Source organism: Paenibacillus sp. SN-8-1 (assembly GCF_050995535.1).
Classification (GTDB): domain Bacteria; phylum Bacillota; class Bacilli; order Paenibacillales; family Paenibacillaceae; genus Fontibacillus.
On record NZ_CP194782.1, the window covers coordinates 979,662 to 998,301 of the forward strand.

Consider the following 18,640-nt stretch of genomic DNA (forward strand, 5'->3'; position numbering starts at 1 on the left):
ATGGTGATCTGTCTGCTGGTTCTTTTGTTAATCCTCCCCCTTCAAGGATGCAAATTCAAAGATATTGACCTTAGGCTGTTTGTTATAGCAATAGGCATCGATGAATCGGAGAACAATCCGGGTAAGCTGAGTGCTACTTTCAAGATTGCTATACCTCAGGGGGATCCTAAGAAAGCAGAAGAGCAGGTACAGATCATGACACAGGAAGGAGACACCATCGCAGAGATTGCCCGTGAGATTAAGTCCAGAGTCGATAAAGAGCTTGATTTTGGGCACTGCAAGGCACTCCTTTTCGGGGAGAACTATGCCCGAAAGGATATTAAGGAGGCGCTGGACTGGTTGATGCGCAGAAGAGATCTCCAGCTTACCATCTTTACAGCGGTAGCAAAGCCTTCAGCGAAAGAGGTGCTCAATGTGCAGCCTGTAACGGAGCGCATTCCTGCGAATTCGCTTCTCCTTGCCTTAAGTAAGGATGGAACGGAATCTCCCTTTATTGTTCCGCCTGCCTATTCCTATATCTTGCAGAGACGCATTGATGAGACAGGAGTAGATCCTGTCCTTGCTCTGGTTGAGATGAGGAGTGACCATGAATTTCTGATCAACAAAGCCTATGTGTTCAACAAAAGTAAAGCTGTAGCTGTGTTAGATCCTGATGAGACGAGAATATATAACTTACTCAAAACGAAGAATCTCAAAACCTCATTTAATGTGGATTTCGAAGGTCTTAAATATGCTTACAATGTGGAGACTTCCAAAGCGAAGTATAAGATAGTAACTCCGAAGAATGGTGCTCCCTATATCGAGTATAAAATTAAGATGCTAGCTGAGCTGGAGGAAACTAGTAACGGAGTTATCTCTACCGAGGAGCTGCTTAAAAATTTGTCCAAAGCCGCAGGAGAGCAGCTTAATGATCATGTAAAACAGGCTCTCTCGAAAATGCACCAGACTAAATGTGATCCCTTGGGCTGGGGATTGCATTACTATGCTACGCACTGGAATAATTCAACGGAGCAAAAGGACTGGGCTGATCTTAGTGAGCAACTGGAATTCCGCGTGCAAAGTAATGTGAAAATCAATTATACAGGAATGGTTCGCTAATAAAGTGCAGTCTCTATGGAAAGAACCAAGACAAATGGCCACAGCTTCTATGATGAAGACTGTGGCCATTTGCGATTAAGATTCTAATTCTATTCCTCGTCTCCGCCATCGTACCCATTGATCAAATCCGTACCATGCATAATGATCTCAGGCGGGGTGGCCGGATCAACCGGGCTGTTCTCCTGTATAGCATCTGCATCGGGTACATCCTCAAGAGGAGCATCTACAGCGGTGTCTGTGTAAGTATCCATCTCTTCATCTCCATAGGAGCTTAAGCTTTGAGTAATCCGGGTATCATGAGGGAGCAGGTCATCACTTGGAATGTCGTTCTCCGGGTCATAGTCCGCTAAAATTTTATATTGTTCATATTCCTGATCTCCGCGGTTATCCGGGTTCAATTGGTTACGTTCACGATCCATAGGCGTGGTCCTCCTTCAGGGTTACACTAAAATAGGGTCTACTTGGAGCTTACCCCAAACAGGCTTTTTCCAAACGAAAGAGACTGAGTTGGCAGCCAATCAAAGTTGGGTTCGAAGCGGGGGAGGGAGCATGGCGAGTGGCGGTGAAACGATCAATACCCCGAAGAGCTCGGCTCCTCGGGGTATTCATTAAGTTACTTGAAGCTTAAAATTTAGGGAATACGTATTTGACGAGAAAATAGAGGAATCCGAAGAACAGGATAATGTACGCAGCGTATTTAATGAAGGTTGAAGCAACCATACTGGAATCGGATTTATGCTGAATGTCCCTTCTTTCCACTTCAACATTGTTTACCTCTGTACGTTCCTGGGGATTAATCATGATATTCTCCTCCTTTTCCGTTAAAAGCTGATCTGATTGTGTTATTGATAATTAATACACGCATGCGTAGAAGTTGAAACAAACGGGCAGGGCGCTACTGAAAGTCAGGTTGCTGCACTTGACGTGTGCCTTATACTTGAAGGGATGACTTAAGAGATAAATACAGAGGAGTGGAATTTTTTTGTTTGTGGATTGGTTGAAACGAGGTTTCTTGGGAAATACCCGGAGAGATATATTGTCCGGACTTACCGTCGCATTTGCTTTAATACCCGAGGCCATTGCCTTCTCAATCATGGCAGGAGTCGACCCCATGGTCGGACTTTATGCTTCATTTACGATAGCTGTAAGTATTTCATTCTTTGGGGGAAGACCAGGGATGATCTCCGCTGCAACCGGAGCCATGGCTTCATTAATGGGGCCGCTCATTGCCGGATACGGAATCGAATATTTATTTGCGGCCACGTTGCTTACCGGAATTCTACAGTGGGTGATGGGGGCGCTTCGCTTCGGACGCTTTATTACTTTTGTCCCTCATTCCGTCATGGTCGGATTCGTGAATGCATTGGCCATCATTATATTTATGGCCCAGCTGCCTAACTTCGAAGGAGCTTCCTGGGAAGTCTACGCGATCCTGGCAGGAACGCTGCTCATCATCTACTTGTTCCCGCTGCTGACTAAGGCGGTTCCTTCGGCATTGGTAGCTATTATCGTGATGACGCTGGTCTCCGTATTTGCAGGAGCTGATGTAAGGACAGTTGGCGATATGGGGAATATTACACAATCACTGCCATTCTTCCATCTGCCACAGATCCCGCTGAATTTCGATATGCTGCTCGTGATCTTCCCTTATTCACTGGCTCTGGCCGTTGTAGGGATGACGGAATCTCTGCTTACCGCCACACTGGTTGATGAGCTTACGGAGACGGGGAGCAATAAGAACCGTGAGATCCGCGGACAGGGGATTGCCAATGTGATCACCGGATTCTTCGGCGGAATGGCCGGCTGCGCCATGATCGGACAGACCGTGATTAACGTCAAATCTGGTGGACGCACCCGGTTATCTACCTTTGTCGCGGGCGCTTTCCTACTATTTCTTATTCTGGTGCTGGGTGATGTTGTTCGGGAGATTCCCATGGCTGCCCTAACGGGAGTCATGTTCATGGTGTCCTTCGGAACGTTCGATTGGGGTTCCCTTCGAACCTTGCATAAAATTCCGCGTACCGACGCGGTCGTCATGGTGGCCACAGTCCTCATCGTGGTTGTAACTTCCAACCTGGCTATCGGTGTGATCTGTGGGGTAGTGCTGAGTGCGGTATCCTTTGGCTGGAGAGCAGCACGCCTTAGATCTACTACGGAGACTGACGCCCACGGTGTGAAAAAGTACACTGTGACCGGACCGCTCTTCTTCGGCACGACTGCACAGTTCATTCATTTGTTCCCGGCTTACGAAGATCCCCGAACTATTGTTATAGACCTCTCCAAATCACATGTATGGGATCATTCAGCTATCCATGCGATTTCCAAAGTGACTGCCAAGTATGAAGAGCTTGGAAAAGAGGTTAGAATCCAAGGTCTGAATGAAGAAAGTAAATCTTTGATGGAGAAAGCCGGGTATGCCCAAGGCTAGGCAGGAATTACACTTGACCTGAAATGCATTTCATATTCTATGATTATCCTCGTCAACTTAATTAGCTATATAAGCTGAACTTAAAAATTACAAATAGACAAGAGTGTGAAATGATTCTGGAGAAGCGAAGCGTTCGCCTACAAGCTTTCTGAAAGAAAGCTACATCGGAAGCATATGCTTTGTGACTGGATTTCCACCATATAATTTAATTAAGAAATCTAGGAGCAACAGCGATCGGAAGAATATTTCACACGGCCGTCTTAGGGTAATTCAATAGTTTAACTTATATAATACTGCGAGGGATAATCATGAAGAGAAGATTAATATTTTTTGATATAGACGGCACGCTGCTGGATCATCAAAAGAAGCTGCCTGACTCGACCATTCAGGCTGTTCAGTCCTTGAAGAAATTGGGCCATGAAGTAGCGATTGCTACAGGCCGTGCACCCTATGCCTTCAAGGAGATCAGAGAGACCTTGGGAATTGATTCGTTCGTGTCGCTAAATGGACAGTACGTGGTGTATCAGGGCAAGGTCATATACAAGAACCCTATTGATCCGGCAATTATCCAATCACTCACCGAGTTCTCAATCCAGAAGAACAATCCGATTCTATATGTTGGCGAAGAGGCCATGAAGATGAACGTGGTTCAGCATGATCGGGTCGATGCAAGCTACATCCCCCATCAAATGGACCTTCCGGGATATGATCCAGAGTATTATTTGGACAGGGAGATTTTCCAGTGTATTGTGTTCTGTACGCAGGAAGAGGAGCCTGATTATCTGCTTAAGTTCGATCAGCCCCTTAAATTTGTGAGATGGGATGAGGTAGCTACCGATATTCTGCCACAAGGCGGCTCCAAGGCTGCTGGAATTTCAAAGTTCATAGAGTATGCGGGAGCTAACCGGGAAGAGGTTGTTGCTTTCGGCGATCATCTGAACGATATCGAAATGCTGCAGTTTGTTGGTCACGGTGTAGCGATGGGCAACGCGCTTGAGGCGGTGAAGCGAATCGCGAGATATACAACAAAGGATGTGGGACAGAACGGGATTATGTATGGCCTGCAGAAGCTCGGATTAATATAGAGGGGTGAGCTGTAGGGTAACGGCTTTTATTATTGACTTCTCTGATGCCCTTGTCTACAATTTGCAGAAGAATACATGGCATATCATGAATCCGGGAGTTGAACCCCTTTGATCACCATATACGATATCGCTCGAGTAACCGGTTATTCACCGACCACCGTCTCCAAGGTATTCAATGGCTACACCGATGTGAGTCAGAAGACAAGGCGGATCATTCTGGATACGGCGGCTGAAATGGGTTATGTACCCAATGCGAATGCACGAAGCTTGACCACCAAGCGTTCCTGGACAATCGGAATGCTCTTTATTGAGCCTGCGGGGTCAGGGATTCGGCATCCTTATTTCGGCGGGGTAATTGATGGATTCAAGAAGGTGGCCACTTCCAAAGGTTATGATCTGATGTTCATTTCCAAAGATATTGGGGGCCGAAAGAGCGGATATCTGGAACACTGCAAAATAAGAGGTGTGGACGGTGTTATTGTTATTTTACCGGATCCAGCCGATCCTTACTTCCATGAATTGATGGACAGCAATATACCAATGGTTATGCTTGATCAGCACTCCACTTCGTACAGTACGATCAGCTCGGATAATATCGAAGGAGGAGTTAAGGCTGTAGAATATCTGTATTCGCTTGGTCATCACAGGATTGCCCATATTTCAGGTGGACTGGCTACCTTCGCTGGAGAGAAGCGGCATGAAGGTTATCAGATGGCTTTGAACAAGCTGGGTATTGCCTTGAAGCCGGAATATGTTGTAGAAGGCCCTGCCGATTACTCAGTAGAGAGTGGGTACCATGCGATGAAGCAATTATTAGGCTTGGAGGAGCTTCCTACCGCCGTCTTTGCCGCTGGGGATAATCTTGCGGTGGGGGCGATCCAGGCGATACGGGAGCGGAGACTGCGTGTACCTGAGGACATCTCAATAATAGGCTTTGACGATATTGAAATGGCTCAGTTCCTTACGCCTGCACTGACAACGATTAGGCAGGATACTCATCTGCTAGGCAGCAGGGCAGCCGACATGTTAATCAGCACCATTGAGGGAGCCACTGAGGTTCAGTGCGAGATCCTGCCTACGGAGCTGATCGTTAGAGACTCCTGCCAGCGTAATGCATAGTTTTTATTTGTATCTCTTAAAAGAGACCTCCAGAAATCGGGGGTCTCTTTTCCTATGCAACTGGGTATTTTGGAACTTAATACCTATGAGTTTAAGCAAAAGTATTTACCTAAATGGAAAAATTTGATAGTCTTAAGAGAGTCGGCAAGCAACCTGCCAACTGAGAGATAGGGATTACAAAGCACCATTACAAGGTGCTTTTATTGTGAATACACATAACTTTTCAGTCAGACAAACTTCCAGAATTCTTTCGGTGCTTGAGTAATAAGTGAGAGGGTTCTATTAAATCGTCGAGGTGTATAAATGAAGGGTCTGCTTAAAGGTAGCATTATCGTAATGGTTTTAGTGGGGCTGGGACTAGCCCTGTTCCAAACTGGCCTGTTAAATACCAAGAAGTTAGACGCCTACAGTGTTCCTAAATGGAGTGTGGGCTGGGTGGATAGTCTGGATATGCCTGGAGACAGCACGCAGATTAAGACAATCAATGGTTGGCATTCAGCGGATCTTAGCAATCCCATGCCCGGAAGACCAGGAAATGCCACAGAGGCCTGGATCAAATTTAACTTGCCATCTATGGATGAGGGAACTCAGGCTATATTGCTGGATAAGGTGTTTGCTAGTAAAGTCTATGTATATATTGGTGATCATAAAATTTATGAATCTCCGAGTGAAGAAGTATACGGAATTAAGAAGATTATTGTTCCGTTCAAGACCTCGAACTATGCGGAAAAAGTATATATTGGTTTGGCTTCCGAAACGGCACGAATGGGACTGGTGAAGGATTTAGTTCGAGTTGGGAACTATGATGAACTTCAGAAGTATTATGTGAAGCGAGATATTTTTGATTTTGTGCTGAGCGGGTCTCTGATTTTTATAGCTATTATCATGCTGCTATGTCTGTTCTTCCTAAATATTGAATTGTTATCTATTTGGCTTGCGTTAACTATGGTTATTCTATCCAGCGGCCTATTGGTTGTTACATATTCGTCTTTCTTATACACCTTTTATCAGGTTAATGCGAAAACTACGCCGTGGGTATTTGATATTTCCTTGTTTGTTCTGCTGTATTCTATGAATTTCTTCTTTGAGAAAGTTTTTGGAAAAGGATTTTTCTCGATTATAACGATTCTCCGCAGATTTCACGCAACTTACTCACTGCTTTGTTTTGCATTTGGAATCTTTAATGTTATCAATGATCATAATTACGATACTCTATACTACTTGCTTACCACAACTATAATGGGTTGCATCATGATCACCGAGTTTGTGATTTTGATTAGTGTTGCGATTATTGAGGCTAAGAAAGGGAATATGGAAGCCATCATATTTTCGATAGCATTTACTTTACTAGCCTCACTAAGTTTGGGTGAGTTGGTTTGGTACTATATCGAAGATCAGAAATATGATTTTGTTTTATGGAAATTGGGGTTAATCTGTTTCCTACTAGGACTTATTATTATTCTCGGAAGAAGGTTTGCCAGGAATCATGAACAACTTGTGGAATACTCCCAGCGGTTGGAACTGTTCAATGATGAAATGCAGCGTTCTGAGAAAATGGAGATTATCAGTGAGCTTGCCGCTTCCGTGGCCCATGAAGTTAGAAATCCGCTACAGGTTACACGTGGTTTCCTTCAGCTTTTAGGTGAGAAGCAGCAGTCCCAAGACAAGATCTACCTGAATATGGCTCTGGAGGAGCTTGATCGCGCATCCGGAATTATTACGGACTTTCTTACCTTTGCGAAGCCCGAAGCCGGGAAGAACACGGTTCTGAATATACTGAATGAGTTCATTCATATTGAGGGGATCTTGGTACCTATGGCTAACCTTCAAGGCGGGCGGATTACTATGGATATTCCACCTCTGCTTGAGGTTAAAGGGAATTCTTCCAAGTTCAAGCAGGCCTTCATTAACATCATCAAGAACAGTATTGAGGCTCTTCATGGTCAAGGAGAAATTCATATTTGGGCATATGAGAAAGAAGGACAGATCTATATCCATGTGAAGGATAATGGGGAGGGCATGAATGCAGCGGAGCTTGCTCGGCTTGGCGAGCCCTACTTTTCTAATAAAAGTAAGGGAACTGGACTAGGACTAATGGTTACATACAGTATAATTGAAGTGATGAATGGGGAGCTGATCTTTAAGAGTGAGAAGGGGATAGGAACTGAGGCAATACTCCGGTTTCCTATGGTTTAGGAAACCGGAGATTTAAGATTAAGTATAAGTTAGTTAGTTAGCCTCGATCAGGGGATCCTGTCCCCCAAGCAGATTTTGTTGCAACAACTTTATTCAGAGCCCCAGCCGGATTAGGTGGCAGTATCAGATAGAACTCGTCCGGCTTTTCTTCCACAGCATTAACTCTGATATTTTCTGGAAGGATTACACCTAATGCATCTTGGATAGCTTTCTTGGGATTAGCCAGGAGTTGTTCCTTGAAACTTGGGTCCTGCCAGGCTTTTTGAATTACTTGATTTGTAAGAATAGCATCAGTTGACATAGTAATCTTCCTTTCAAATTAGGTATTTTGTTCCAATTACAATGTATCATATAGTCGATGGTTTATCTAGTAATTTTATACATTTTTAGAAAGCCAATAGTTCAATCCTCCTGTTTGCAACAGGATTCGATCTTTTTCGATATTTTTCGTTACGTTTAGAAGCTCTTCAAGCAAATGATGACTGAAATCTCTTAAGTGTGGTGCCATTTCATTAATGGCTTGAACCTGAAAATGGTTAGCTGAAGCTTGTTCTGAATAATGGATAAGACAGTCGTCTATGTAGATAGCTTGTTCGATCTGTTCCCGTGATATCGCCTGATCAGCTGGAATCTTGAGCTTGGCACGAATAAAGGCGACCAGACTATTGTAATTCGCTTCCTCCATATCTTTCTTCCAATCCATGGCATCATCCAGCATTTGCAGTGTGATTAGAGTGTTATCGGTAGCATCTTCGAGCACAGGAATCAGTGAGAGCTGCTCAGACAGAATGAGGCTGCCTGCAACGGATAACTTGATTGGAGCGGCCTTGTGGGCCATGCGTACCGGATTATCCATGAAGTAGTTCTCTTGATTCTCATGGGTCACAGCCTCAGCCCACTGCTGTAAATAGGTTCGGTAATAGCTCCAGAATAAGGATTCAGCCGGGAAATACGAGCTGTAGATAGAAATGAACTCCAGCTGAAGCAGGTTCGCGAGCGGAAGAATCTCCGGGGAGCTTTCACCCGGGCTATCCATCACATCATCAATGAGCTGGAAATACATCATGCCAAAAATATTAGCGAGTGAGAATCTGCGGCTGTCTGGAATACTTAACTGTGAACAGCCCCGTAGCCATAAGGGTAATAGAAAACTGATGTAGTTACTCGAACTGTCTTCTTTCAATACATTGGCCTGATTCAGTATCTTCAGACCAGTAGTCCCGAAAGTACCGGGCATCTCCCCAATAATTCTCTCTGCTTCTGCGAAGACCCACTGCATGTCCTCTTCATAAGCATGTAACCATCCCTCCATATTTCGTCCCCCCATCATATGATTTTTTGATTACACAGCTGTGTTATATACATAACGTTCTTAATTTTAAATTAGTTCGTATTTGATTTGAATTTTCTTATGGACCTCGAATGGACCCCAATATTAAAAGCCAGACATCGGATGAACGATTGTGTACAAGCGGTAATGGTCGTCTTTGGTTTTAGATTTCATCCGCTAAAAAGTCATTCCGGAAATTTAAAATCAACAGCGTTGGGAGCAACGTTCGTTCTTGCAGTCCCTCGAACTCCAAACTGAACTCCTATACAAATGCAAGGGGCGTCTTTTGAGACAGCCCCTTGCATTTGAATTCAGAGCATCTGATGAATTCCTATGATAATGAGTAGAACTCCCGATACTACTGTAGCACGGTTGCCCAGCTTCTCGGCCGCATAACGTTCCCCGAACAAGGAGCATAGGGCAAGCAGAACAAAGCTAAAGAAGCCCACGGAGAGAGAGGTCAGCCATACATTAAGGTGCGTGATTCCCGCATTGAAGCCTCCGGCCAAGGCGTTCATAGCCAGTGCTATGCCTAGCAGCAGGGATTCCGCAAGGCTGATGGACTGGGAGCTGTCTCTGTCAGCTTCTTCAGGATTACTGAGCAGGCGGGTGAAGTTACTCCCGTTACTGCCCTCAGGTTCTGGCCTGCTGCTCTTCTCCCGGAAGGGCTGCAGCAAGACCCATACACCGACGGCGACGATGACGACGGTGCCAATGACCTGACCGACCCAAGGCTCCATCCATATCGAGATCAGACTGCCGAATAGACCGGATACCAAGGTTGCAAGAAAGGAAATGATGGCAATCGCCAGATTTGAATACCAGGGGATACGAATTTTTTGTACGCCATAGGCAATTCCAACTCCGGCATTATCAAGGTTGGAAGCCAAACCAATTGCTAAGACGGCCATCAAACTATAAGTAATCATGAGGTTCGCCCCTTTACCATTGCTTATGACATCAGCATATGCCCATCTGCTCGGTTTGGTTTCTGGAAATAAGGCGAGGTGAAGCTGGGGTAAGCCAATATATGATCTCCGGTGGAATGATATGCTGCAAGAATTGTTTCCATTTTTGTCGATAAAATGTTACCCACGAGCCGTGTAAACGTGTATAATTTGAGTATGATCCACTGAGGAGTGATAATAGTGCTTGAAAATTTATTGCGGCCAACCCATTTGCTGCTGCTAGTTATTGCTGCATTGCTGCTGTTTGGTCCAAGCAAGCTCCCTGAACTCGGACGCAGCTTCGGATCGATGCTGAAAGAGTTTAAGCGAGGCGCACGCGGAGATGTTGTGGAAGAAGAGAAGCTGACAGATACGAATAAGCTGGAAGAAGCAAATAGTAAATAAATGAGTAGGGCACCCAGCAATGGGTGCCCTTTTTGTATGATTTTTAAAGATTAAGGTGTAAGTATAACGGTACTATACGGAGGAAGCAGCAGCTTCGCCCCATCAAGCTTGGATGCGCTGTCCGTGGACTTCAGGATACTCTTAAAGGCGGGTACACCTGAGGGACTTGTAAGTGAGGTCGTCTGCTCCTCACTCGAAAGATTGTGAACTACAAGCGCAGTATCTTTACCGGATGTTCTAATATAAGCCATCACACTGGTATTATCCTGATTATATTCATCGATTCCACCGCCCTGAAGCGCAGGGATCTGCTTTTTCCAGGTAATGAGCTCTTTGTAGTGGCTAAGTAAGGAATTCGGGTCTTTCAATTCGGCTTCTACACTTGGGGCGTCTTCTCCGCTATTGTTCGCGGCTGTCTCCCAGCTCGTCTGTCCAGTACCATTACCGGCTGCATACCACTGCATGGGTTCGCGAATTTCCTCGTCAGGCTTGGAGCCTTTCATCCCGATCTCTTCCCCGTAATAGATGAATGGATTGCCGGGAAGCGTCAGCAGGATGGATGCCGCCATCTTGGCATGGTGGGTATCGCCTCCAAGGACACTCATCACTCTGTTCTGATCATGATTGGAGAGGAACACGGCATCGATGAACTTGCCGTTTGACTTCTGAGCATAATAATCATAGGTGCGCTTAAGCGTGAAGGCGAGATTATTATCCTTTTCCCCGGAGACGGCATTTAGGATTTGCTCTGCGAGTCCGAAATTGAAGCCTGAATCGAAAGCCCGGTCCAGGTAGGCTGCCACAGATGCAGCCGAGTTCTCCCACACCTCTCCCACCATATAGGCTTTGCGGTTAACTTCATTCATTCTGCTGCGGAACTCCTGCCACCAGGCGGCATTCTTCGCAGTCGTTGCCTCGTTGTGGTCGGACTGCAGATTCTCGTAAATATGCTTGGCTGCATCCAATCTGAAGCCGTCCAGCCCTTTTTTTAGCCAAAATTGACCTATATCCTCAATCTCATTTCGCACCTCAGGGTTGTCAAAATTCAGATCCGGCATGCTGTCCGAGAATGGCGCCAAATAGTGACTCCCTAGAAGCGAATGCCAAGCATTGCCGCTGCCTGTTGCACTGACTCCTTCAGGCTCCAGGTTCTGATCTTCTGCCCATGTATACCAGCTGCGGTATTTGCTCTTCTCATCCTTGGCTGACTGGATGAACCAGGGATGCTGCTTGCTTGTATGATTAACTACCAAGTCCATGATTATCTTGATATTTCGCTTATGTGCTTCCTTAATGAGCGTATCGAAATCGGCCATAGTTCCAAAGTCTGGATTGATAGCTCTGTGGTCGATAACGTCATAGCCATGATAGCTGGGGGAAGGATTGATCGGGGTAAGCCAGATTCCTCCAACACCGAGATCCTTCAAATAATCAAGCTTGGCTGTGATTCCGTTCAAGTCACCGATCCCATCTCCATTACTGTCCGCATAAGATCGGACAAATATTTCATAATAGACGGTTGAGCCTTGTTGTAATGTTGAAGCAGCACTTTCCTGGTTACCCGTCTTATTGTCTGGGGAAGGAGCTTCATTTACTACTTTGGATGGAGTTGTTCCCGTATCAGGAGCAGAGGACGAACTGCATCCGGATAGCAAAGCAGCTAGCAGAGCTGCTGATGTTAACCAGCGGGGAAGGTGGTGCACTGATTTTGGAGCTAAGCCATTGAACATAGGTAAGAAATCAATCCTTTCAAGGGAATGTAGCGATTAACGAATTAATGTCTGAGTAGGAGCTAATTCCCATATTAATAGATGAAAGCGGTTTAGTAAACGTTTGCGCCAGGTTGCTTTGGGATTTGTTCCAACATGATTCTGCTTATTAGGATCAGGTCTGCTGAAGATGGTGCCTTTCACAGGTCGGCAATTGTATTCCTGTATTAGAAATGTGATACATTATAAGAAGAAAAAGAACAATCAGATTTCATTTGTTCAGGTTATGGAGGGATTCAAATGCAGGAGGATTACGAACGCAAGCTAAAGGATCAAAAGGATTTGTTCAGACAACTCGGGATCAAGCTCGATGCGCTATCTATCCATGAGAAGGAGTTCCCTGTGAAAATGAGGGGTTATGAGAAGGAAGATGTCGATCGGCTGCTGGATGAGGTCATTATTGATTATGAGCGCTTTTACGATATTATTACGGATTTGCTCGATAAATATAAAGAAATACAGCGGAGACAGGCTTATTGGGAAGAAGAGAAGCGAGCATTGACAGCCCAGAAGGCCAAGCTTGAGAACACCAATGTAGTAGACCGTCATCTGGTAGATGAAGGAATACGTTCCTTGGAGCGAAGCATTGAGCAATTCAGACTGACCATTCGCAAGGAGTTCGACATTTGATCTAGTGTATAAATATGAAGATATGAACGAATACTTGTTCAGATGATTCACATCCAGTATTCATGCAATCTTCATGTCATAGTGCATCCGGTATGATATGATAATATCAAGATTTAGATCAAGTCTAAAATTAAATTAGATCAATAATTTACTAAGTCTTATCATATAGGAGGAATGACTTGTGGCTAATCAAACACTCTATCAAACAGGTTCCGTACTGGAGCAGAAAATTAATCTTCAGATCGCGAACTGGACGGTGCTCTATACCAAGCTTCATCATTTCCATTGGTACGTGAAAGGTCCTAATTTCTTCACTTTGCATGAGAAATTTGAAGAGTTGTACACAGAAGCTGCCGGTTACATAGATGAGCTTGCTGAACGGCTTCTCGCTATCGGTGGCAAGCCTGTGGCAACCTTGAAGGAGACACTTACGATCGCTTCGATTCAAGAGGCGGAGGGTACGCTGTCAGCTGAGCAAATGGTCGCCGCTGTTATTGAGGATTACAGAGAGGTAGTTACGCAGTTGAAGGAAGGAATTCATGCTGCGGAGGAAGCCGGGGATGAAGCGAGTGCAGATCTTCTGCTTGGAATTCAGACTGCGCTGGATAAGCATATCTGGATGCTTTCTGCCTATATAGCCAATTAATGAACTAAGAATTAACCCTTGGCCCCATGCCTATGCATGGGGTCTTTGCGTATAGTGAGATGGCAGAAATCATAGCCGGATGTTTCGCATTTTGATCGGTGGGTAAATTAATCAAGTAGCTGGTAATTCTTAAGTTCAACTTATCTAACCGCAAATGAAGACGAATAACCGGCAAGACGCCGTGGCAGGTATAAAGGAGAGAATGAATATGAAAGAACAAGAAAAAGCTTTTAAAAGAATTAAAATAACAGTAAATGGTGAACCTGTGGGAAGTGAGCTGTTCATCGATCAAGAGACTTACGTCCCGGTTGCGCGCCAGTATGTAATGACACTGGAATCGGCTCGGACCGAACGGGCTGAGACATCCGCACTATAAATTTAACCATATAGGACATGGGTTGCATTAAAGACACTCGGACGATCATCGGACGAGTGTTTTTGATTTTGAGATGAAGTTTAAATTTAAATGCTTTATAAGTTGAATTTAAAAATTACTTGTAGTCAAGAGTATGAAATGATTCTGGAGAAGCGGAGCGTTCGCCTACAAGCTTTCTGAAAGAAAGCTACATCGGAAGCATAAGCTTTGTGATTAGACTTCTACCTGTAAAAATTCAATTAAGAAGTCTGAGAACAACAGCGATCGTAGGAACATTTCATACGGCTGACTAGCATTAAGTAATTAGTTCAACTTATATAATCCATATAAATTTAAAAAGATGTTTATCTTCTAGAAGGTGGGGTAATAGAATAGCGTAGCAGACAAGACAGTCTGAACAACTTCAAAAACCATAAGGAGTGATTCATAATGGCACGTAATAATGACAACAACAAAATGAGCCGTGAAGAAGCAGGACGCCTGGGTGGAGAAGCTACAGCTAAAAATCATGATAAAGAATTCTATCAGGAGATTGGCCAAAAGGGCGGCGAAGCCACCTCAAAAAACCATGATAGTGAATTCTATCAGGAAATCGGCCAAAAGGGCGGCGAAGCCACAGCTAAAAATCATGATAAAGAATTTTATCAGGAAATTGGTCAAAAAGGCGGCGAAGCCAGAGGGAACTCTGACAGCGGCAGCGGTGATGGTAAAATGAGCCGTGAGGAAGCAGGCCGTAAAGGCGGCGAAGCGCGCGCACGCCAACGTGACTAAGATTAACTTTCAATAACTAAATTTACAAAATATTGACAGAAAATGCCTCGGGTTATTCACAGACCCGAGGCATTTTCTTGATTTTTTAGGTCCGATTAAGTTATAGTGGCTAAATGTGCGTGGAATACTAAATAACAAACTTCACCAAATATGGGATAAAGTTATTTATACAGGAGGTATTACCATGGACCAACGATCAGAGGTAGGGCGTTTATTTATTGCTGTTCCACTTGCGGATTCACTTCAAAAGGCAATTGGTGAATGGACTAGGGAACACCATGGACAGCTTCAGTTTCGGAAATGGGTGCACCCGGCGGATTTGCATATCACGCTTCAATTTCTTGGCGATACACCTATACAGAAGGTGTCGCAGCTTAGCGAAGAGCTTCGGAATGCTGCCGAAGGCTTCGGATCCTTCACGCTTGCGGTTCGCGGAATGGGTACATTTGGACGACCTGCAGCTCCCAGTATACTTTGGACCGGAGTGGATGGACAGACAGGCAGGCTGACTGATCTGCACAAGCAGGTGATTAACGCAACGTCCAAATTGGGATTTCAGCCAGAGGAGCGATCATATAAGCCCCATATCACGCTTGCCCGGTCTTTCCAGGGTAACCATGCCTTTAACTTGTCGGAGCTGGATTCAACCATTTCGTTTGGGGAGTGGAGTCCTGATTCCTTCGTGATTTACAGGACGCGGATGGGACGAGCTCCAATGTACGAAGTCATCCAGAGAATCAGGTTGTAACAGATTTTTACGAGAGACGTTATTCAAAGCTCTCATATTCGGTTACATAACATAGAGTAAGCAGGTACAGATGTACCTTATGAAGCGTCTCCCGGGGGAGAGCGGGAGGTTTCGGACGACTTCATAGCATAGAGAGAATATACCGGAACGCAGGAGGTCACTATGGATTTATTCAAACAAAATCGTTACGTCGCGCTGTTGATCGGCGCTATTCTAGTATGTGTAGGATCCATTTGTCTATTATGGAGAACGGCAGGAATAGAGGAACAGGGGATTATGAGTATGCCTAGATTGGGTGCGGAATCTACTATTCCTATGCTGCAAGCTCAATCTTTACGTCCATTTGAAGCTTCAATCTCAGTGATCCAGAGGAATAAGATGCCTCATACTGCTATGGTGGGACACGAATTTAAGCAAGAGCTAGAGAAGAGTAAGCTAGTCAAAGAGCAGAGTGTGTCTGCTGCCAAACTAGACAAAACAATCCCCCCAAAACAAATTTTCTTCACCCGAACTGCGCTGTTAAGCCCGGAGGATGAAAGTAAATCCACCTGGAAATACGCGCTTTCAGAAGAAGAGCTGCTTCTCCTGCAAAAGATTGTCATGGCAGAAGCAGAGGGCGAACCGTACGAGGGCAAAGTGGCAGTTGCCAATGTTGTCCTGAACCGGCTGCGGTCAGCCAATTACCCCAATACCATAACAGAAGTTGTATATCAGAAGTATCAATTCAGTCCTGTTCGGAATGGACGCTTAAAGCGTGTAAAGCCAAACAAGGATACCGTTCGTGCAGTTACCGAAGCCCTGTATGGACGTAAGGAAGTTAGTGATGATACCTACTATTTCCTATCCATCAAGCTTGCCAGCGATTTAACTGTTGCGCGTACTCAGAAGAAGATCAAGCAAATTGGCAATCATACTTTTTATAAATAAATCGGCTTACATGTTCTGATTACATGCTGAACTGCTTTAGCGCTTGTGGATCACTGCTATGTCTCAAAGGCACGGACGAGGAAGAGTCAAAGAGCATTTCCACTAAATCATGAGCACAACGGTCGGGCTTGTAGTTAATTTTGAAGGTGTGATGCCGTGCCGATTTGGACTCTGCAGAACGGTGTCTGCTGGTTAGCCGCTCGAACCACCGATCAATGGCTTCAGCCTCCAGTGTCTCACCATAACCACTGGTCACGAAATACTGCCTGTTGCTCTCTTCTTGACCTGGTATGGATTCGCAAAACAGCATAGGAAGTCCCTTGGCCAGCGCTTCTGTACAAGTCATTCCGCCAGGCTTTGTAATCAGCAGATCTGAGGCATCCATCCATTTACTGATTTCTTTGGTATGGCCGAGAATGACTACATTGGGATGATCAAAGCCCGGATGATTCCGTAGCTTGGAAGCCAGCTTCTCATTCGTACCTGTACAGAAGACGAGTTGAACCTTGTCTCTCCAGGAGGTTAGGGAATCGAGAACCTGTTTCTTGAACAGAAGGCCCCATCCGCCGCCCATAATCAAAACTGTGGGGATATTGCGGAGCTGCAGTTCCTTGCGCACACAAGCCTTATTCCGGGTCGTCCAGAAATTCGGATGAACAGGGATTCCGGTTACATGAACAGCCTCGGGCTTAATGCCCCGTTTGAGAAGTAATCTGCGGACCTCGGGAGTAGAGACCAGATAGCGGTCAACTTCAGGATTGATCCACGCAGCATGGGCATCATAATCGGTAATGACGGTATAGAGGGGCACGTTCAGCCCGGCAGCCGATTTAAGGCGGGAGATAACAGCGCTTGGAATCGGATGTGTGCATATAATCAGATCCGGCTTAAGCTGCTTAATGAGATTAGCCGTATGTGTATAGAATATCTTATGAAGGGCAAGCCGGGTCAAACGGTTAATGGGCTTTTCATACTGCTTGCGGTACAGCATCCCGACTAAGGCCGGACTTGTAACGACAGTCTTACGATAGGCAGACAGAATGATTGGTGCCACAACAGGATTGAGAAAAGAACCTAGTTCCAGTACCTTGGTTTGTATTCCCGGGTTGATTTTTTTCATACCTGCTGCCAGGGCATAAGCAGCCTGGGTATGCCCGCTTCCAAAACCTTCAGATAGAATAAGCACTCTTTTTCTGTTCACTTTGTTCACCTGCTTTATTTAGTCCTCCTTGTTTAAGGAGGCTATTTGTTTATATTGGGAAATTAAAATTATTGTTCCATATGTATATTAACGTTGTTCACTTATCTATAGTTTATTTCGAATCCCAACTTTAGAGAACAGGCCGTGGACCAGATAAATACTGGACCAAGGTCGGGGAATAATTAATGATAGAATTTCAAAATAAAAAAACGATGAAAATAAGTTGCAAATTCAATGAAAGAGTGATAAATTTAACAATGACCGTATGACCGAAAATCAATTTTAGTCATTTAGTTCTAAAATTCTTGCGGAAGGAGAGAAAAGGTGTCTACAATCGATCGGCGCAGACAAATCGTGGAGGCAGCAACAAAGTCCTTTTCTTTGTTTGGCTACAAGGCCACAACCATGGATCAGGTAGCCAGAATCGCGAATGTCGGTAAAGGCACGATTTATACGTTCTTCGCGAATAAAGAGGAGCTGTTCGATGACATTCTTCAAGGTGTGCTGCTTGAAATGAAGCGAATCACGGAGCAGCAGGTTGCCCAGGACAAATCGTTTTTTGACAATCTGTATAATGCTCTGGACGGTGTGCTTGAATTTAGGGAAGAGCATGAGCTGCTGATCAAGCTGGCTCAGGAGGTCAAAGAATTTGGAACCCCGCAGGCAAGAGAAGCCATGCAGCGCGTGGAGAATGTGATCATCGATTACCTGGGAAGGCAGATCATCCGTGCGATGGAACAGGGTGAGATCAGTCAGGTCAATCCTGAGGTGGCCTCGTTCGTTATGGTGAAGCTGTACATTGCCCTCGCTTCGGATTGGAGTAAGCAGCATGAGCCTCTGACCAAAGACCAAATTAAGGATTATATCAATTTGTTTCTGGCTGAAGGCATAGCTGTAGAGGGCCGGGGACGAGAGAAGAGTTATCCGCTCGTACAAACAGTTAAAGATTTATAAGGAGAGAGAA

Annotated in this window: 20 protein-coding genes; 13 read left to right on the forward strand and 7 right to left on the reverse strand. The window is 45.0% G+C overall.

From position 1 onward, the window contains the following. Window positions 1–1,098, forward strand: a complete 1,098-nt coding sequence (locus ACRRNK_RS04590; protein ID WP_433946803.1) for a Ger(x)C family spore germination protein — start codon at window positions 1–3, stop codon at window positions 1,096–1,098. Between the two features lie 89 nt (window positions 1,099–1,187). Here ACRRNK_RS04590 and ACRRNK_RS04595 read toward each other — a convergent pair whose 3' ends face one another. Both ACRRNK_RS04595 and ACRRNK_RS04600 read right to left on the reverse strand, forming a co-directional pair. Further along, entirely contained in the window at window positions 1,188–1,517 is a 330-nt protein-coding gene (locus ACRRNK_RS04595; RefSeq protein WP_433945628.1) for a hypothetical protein, read from the reverse strand. A gap of 205 nt (window positions 1,518–1,722) precedes the next feature. Continuing rightward, a complete protein-coding gene (locus tag ACRRNK_RS04600; protein ID WP_433945629.1) occupies window positions 1,723–1,899 on the reverse strand; it encodes a hypothetical protein in 177 nt (58 codons plus the stop codon). Window positions 1,900–2,080: 181 nt separating this feature from the next. Between ACRRNK_RS04600 and ACRRNK_RS04605 the strand changes: the two genes are divergently transcribed. The 4 genes from ACRRNK_RS04605 to ACRRNK_RS04620 all read left to right on the forward strand — a co-directional run bounded on the left by ACRRNK_RS04605 (window position 2,081) and on the right by ACRRNK_RS04620 (window position 7,926). Then, the gene (locus ACRRNK_RS04605) at window positions 2,081–3,526 is read left to right on the forward strand and encodes a SulP family inorganic anion transporter (protein WP_433945630.1); all 1,446 of its coding nucleotides are present in this window, start codon (window positions 2,081–2,083) and stop codon (window positions 3,524–3,526) included. A gap of 308 nt (window positions 3,527–3,834) precedes the next feature. Continuing rightward, on the forward strand, window positions 3,835–4,611 hold the full coding sequence (locus ACRRNK_RS04610; protein ID WP_433945631.1) for a Cof-type HAD-IIB family hydrolase: 777 nt from the start codon (window positions 3,835–3,837) through the stop codon (window positions 4,609–4,611). Between the two features lie 108 nt (window positions 4,612–4,719). Next, complete coding sequence (locus tag ACRRNK_RS04615) at window positions 4,720–5,730, forward strand: LacI family DNA-binding transcriptional regulator (protein WP_433945632.1); 1,011 nt, start codon at window positions 4,720–4,722, stop codon at window positions 5,728–5,730. 303 nt (window positions 5,731–6,033) lie between these two features. Further along, complete coding sequence (locus tag ACRRNK_RS04620; RefSeq protein ID WP_433945633.1) at window positions 6,034–7,926, forward strand: ATP-binding protein; 1,893 nt, start codon at window positions 6,034–6,036, stop codon at window positions 7,924–7,926. Window positions 7,927–7,963: 37 nt separating this feature from the next. Here ACRRNK_RS04620 and ACRRNK_RS04625 read toward each other — a convergent pair whose 3' ends face one another. The 3 genes from ACRRNK_RS04625 to ytaF all read right to left on the reverse strand — a co-directional run bounded on the left by ACRRNK_RS04625 (window position 7,964) and on the right by ytaF (window position 10,185). After that, window positions 7,964–8,227 carry an NHLP leader peptide family RiPP precursor gene (locus ACRRNK_RS04625; protein ID WP_433945634.1) on the reverse strand — a complete coding sequence of 88 codons (264 nt, stop codon included), beginning with the start codon at window positions 8,225–8,227 and terminating at the stop codon, window positions 7,964–7,966. A 75-nt stretch (window positions 8,228–8,302) separates the two neighbouring features. Beyond that, complete coding sequence (locus ACRRNK_RS04630; protein WP_433945635.1) at window positions 8,303–9,238, reverse strand: hypothetical protein; 936 nt, start codon at window positions 9,236–9,238, stop codon at window positions 8,303–8,305. 329 nt (window positions 9,239–9,567) lie between these two features. Beyond that, window positions 9,568–10,185: a sporulation membrane protein YtaF gene (ytaF, locus tag ACRRNK_RS04635; RefSeq protein ID WP_433945636.1), complete on the reverse strand. Its 618-nt coding sequence runs from the start codon at window positions 10,183–10,185 to the stop codon at window positions 9,568–9,570. A gap of 219 nt (window positions 10,186–10,404) precedes the next feature. On the opposite strand from ytaF, the gene tatA reads away from it, so the two are divergent. Beyond that, window positions 10,405–10,608, forward strand: coding sequence for a twin-arginine translocase TatA/TatE family subunit (gene tatA, locus ACRRNK_RS04640; RefSeq protein ID WP_433945637.1), 204 nt, complete (start codon window positions 10,405–10,407; stop codon window positions 10,606–10,608). Between the two features lie 50 nt (window positions 10,609–10,658). Here tatA and ACRRNK_RS04645 read toward each other — a convergent pair whose 3' ends face one another. Then, window positions 10,659–12,338 (reverse strand): alpha-amylase family glycosyl hydrolase, encoded by a 1,680-nt coding sequence (locus ACRRNK_RS04645; protein WP_433945638.1) that lies wholly within the window; start codon window positions 12,336–12,338, stop codon window positions 10,659–10,661. Between the two features lie 279 nt (window positions 12,339–12,617). Between ACRRNK_RS04645 and ACRRNK_RS04650 the strand changes: the two genes are divergently transcribed. From ACRRNK_RS04650 to ACRRNK_RS04675, 6 genes are all read left to right on the forward strand, one after another. After that, window positions 12,618–13,007, forward strand: a complete 390-nt coding sequence (locus tag ACRRNK_RS04650) for a DivIVA domain-containing protein (protein ID WP_433945639.1) — start codon at window positions 12,618–12,620, stop codon at window positions 13,005–13,007. 181 nt (window positions 13,008–13,188) lie between these two features. Continuing rightward, complete coding sequence (locus ACRRNK_RS04655; protein ID WP_433945640.1) at window positions 13,189–13,653, forward strand: Dps family protein; 465 nt, start codon at window positions 13,189–13,191, stop codon at window positions 13,651–13,653. A 208-nt stretch (window positions 13,654–13,861) separates the two neighbouring features. Next, complete coding sequence (locus ACRRNK_RS04660) at window positions 13,862–14,029, forward strand: hypothetical protein (RefSeq protein ID WP_433945641.1); 168 nt, start codon at window positions 13,862–13,864, stop codon at window positions 14,027–14,029. Between the two features lie 429 nt (window positions 14,030–14,458). Further along, entirely contained in the window at window positions 14,459–14,800 is a 342-nt protein-coding gene (locus ACRRNK_RS04665) for a KGG domain-containing protein (RefSeq protein WP_433945642.1), read from the forward strand. Window positions 14,801–14,984: 184 nt separating this feature from the next. Further along, window positions 14,985–15,548, forward strand: a complete 564-nt coding sequence (gene thpR / locus ACRRNK_RS04670; RefSeq protein WP_433945643.1) for an RNA 2',3'-cyclic phosphodiesterase — start codon at window positions 14,985–14,987, stop codon at window positions 15,546–15,548. Between the two features lie 162 nt (window positions 15,549–15,710). Further along, window positions 15,711–16,475 (forward strand): cell wall hydrolase, encoded by a 765-nt coding sequence (locus ACRRNK_RS04675; RefSeq protein ID WP_433945644.1) that lies wholly within the window; start codon window positions 15,711–15,713, stop codon window positions 16,473–16,475. A 19-nt stretch (window positions 16,476–16,494) separates the two neighbouring features. Here the strand turns inward: ACRRNK_RS04675 and ACRRNK_RS04680 are convergent, their stop codons facing one another. Continuing rightward, a complete protein-coding gene (locus ACRRNK_RS04680) occupies window positions 16,495–17,676 on the reverse strand; it encodes an MGDG synthase family glycosyltransferase (RefSeq protein ID WP_433945645.1) in 1,182 nt (393 codons plus the stop codon). A gap of 324 nt (window positions 17,677–18,000) precedes the next feature. Here ACRRNK_RS04680 and ACRRNK_RS04685 point away from each other — a divergent pair, with 324 nt between their 5' ends. Next, entirely contained in the window at window positions 18,001–18,630 is a 630-nt protein-coding gene (locus ACRRNK_RS04685; protein WP_433945646.1) for a TetR/AcrR family transcriptional regulator, read from the forward strand. The last annotated feature ends 10 nt before the right edge of the window (window positions 18,631–18,640 follow it).

Bases quoted from the DNA above. Each gene is read 5' to 3' on its own strand.
- ACRRNK_RS04590 (WP_433946803.1), top strand. From the start codon at position 1: ATGGTGATCTGTCTGCTGGTTCTTTTGTTAATCCTCCCCCTTCAAGGA.
- ACRRNK_RS04600 (WP_433945629.1), bottom strand. From the start codon at position 1,899: ATGATTAATCCCCAGGAACGTACAGAGGTAAACAATGTTGAAGTGGAA.
- ACRRNK_RS04650 (WP_433945639.1), top strand. From the start codon at position 12,618: ATGCAGGAGGATTACGAACGCAAGCTAAAGGATCAAAAGGATTTGTTC.
- ACRRNK_RS04665 (WP_433945642.1), top strand. From the start codon at position 14,459: ATGGCACGTAATAATGACAACAACAAAATGAGCCGTGAAGAAGCAGGA.
- ACRRNK_RS04675 (WP_433945644.1), top strand. From the start codon at position 15,711: ATGGATTTATTCAAACAAAATCGTTACGTCGCGCTGTTGATCGGCGCT.
- ACRRNK_RS04630 (WP_433945635.1), bottom strand. From the start codon at position 9,238: ATGGAGGGATGGTTACATGCTTATGAAGAGGACATGCAGTGGGTCTTC.
- ACRRNK_RS04660 (WP_433945641.1), top strand. From the start codon at position 13,862: ATGAAAGAACAAGAAAAAGCTTTTAAAAGAATTAAAATAACAGTAAAT.
- ytaF (WP_433945636.1), bottom strand. From the start codon at position 10,185: ATGATTACTTATAGTTTGATGGCCGTCTTAGCAATTGGTTTGGCTTCC.
- ACRRNK_RS04595 (WP_433945628.1), bottom strand. From the start codon at position 1,517: ATGGATCGTGAACGTAACCAATTGAACCCGGATAACCGCGGAGATCAG.
- thpR (WP_433945643.1), top strand. From the start codon at position 14,985: ATGGACCAACGATCAGAGGTAGGGCGTTTATTTATTGCTGTTCCACTT.
- ACRRNK_RS04625 (WP_433945634.1), bottom strand. From the start codon at position 8,227: ATGTCAACTGATGCTATTCTTACAAATCAAGTAATTCAAAAAGCCTGG.
- ACRRNK_RS04610 (WP_433945631.1), top strand. From the start codon at position 3,835: ATGAAGAGAAGATTAATATTTTTTGATATAGACGGCACGCTGCTGGAT.
- ACRRNK_RS04620 (WP_433945633.1), top strand. From the start codon at position 6,034: ATGAAGGGTCTGCTTAAAGGTAGCATTATCGTAATGGTTTTAGTGGGG.
- ACRRNK_RS04645 (WP_433945638.1), bottom strand. From the start codon at position 12,338: ATGTTCAATGGCTTAGCTCCAAAATCAGTGCACCACCTTCCCCGCTGG.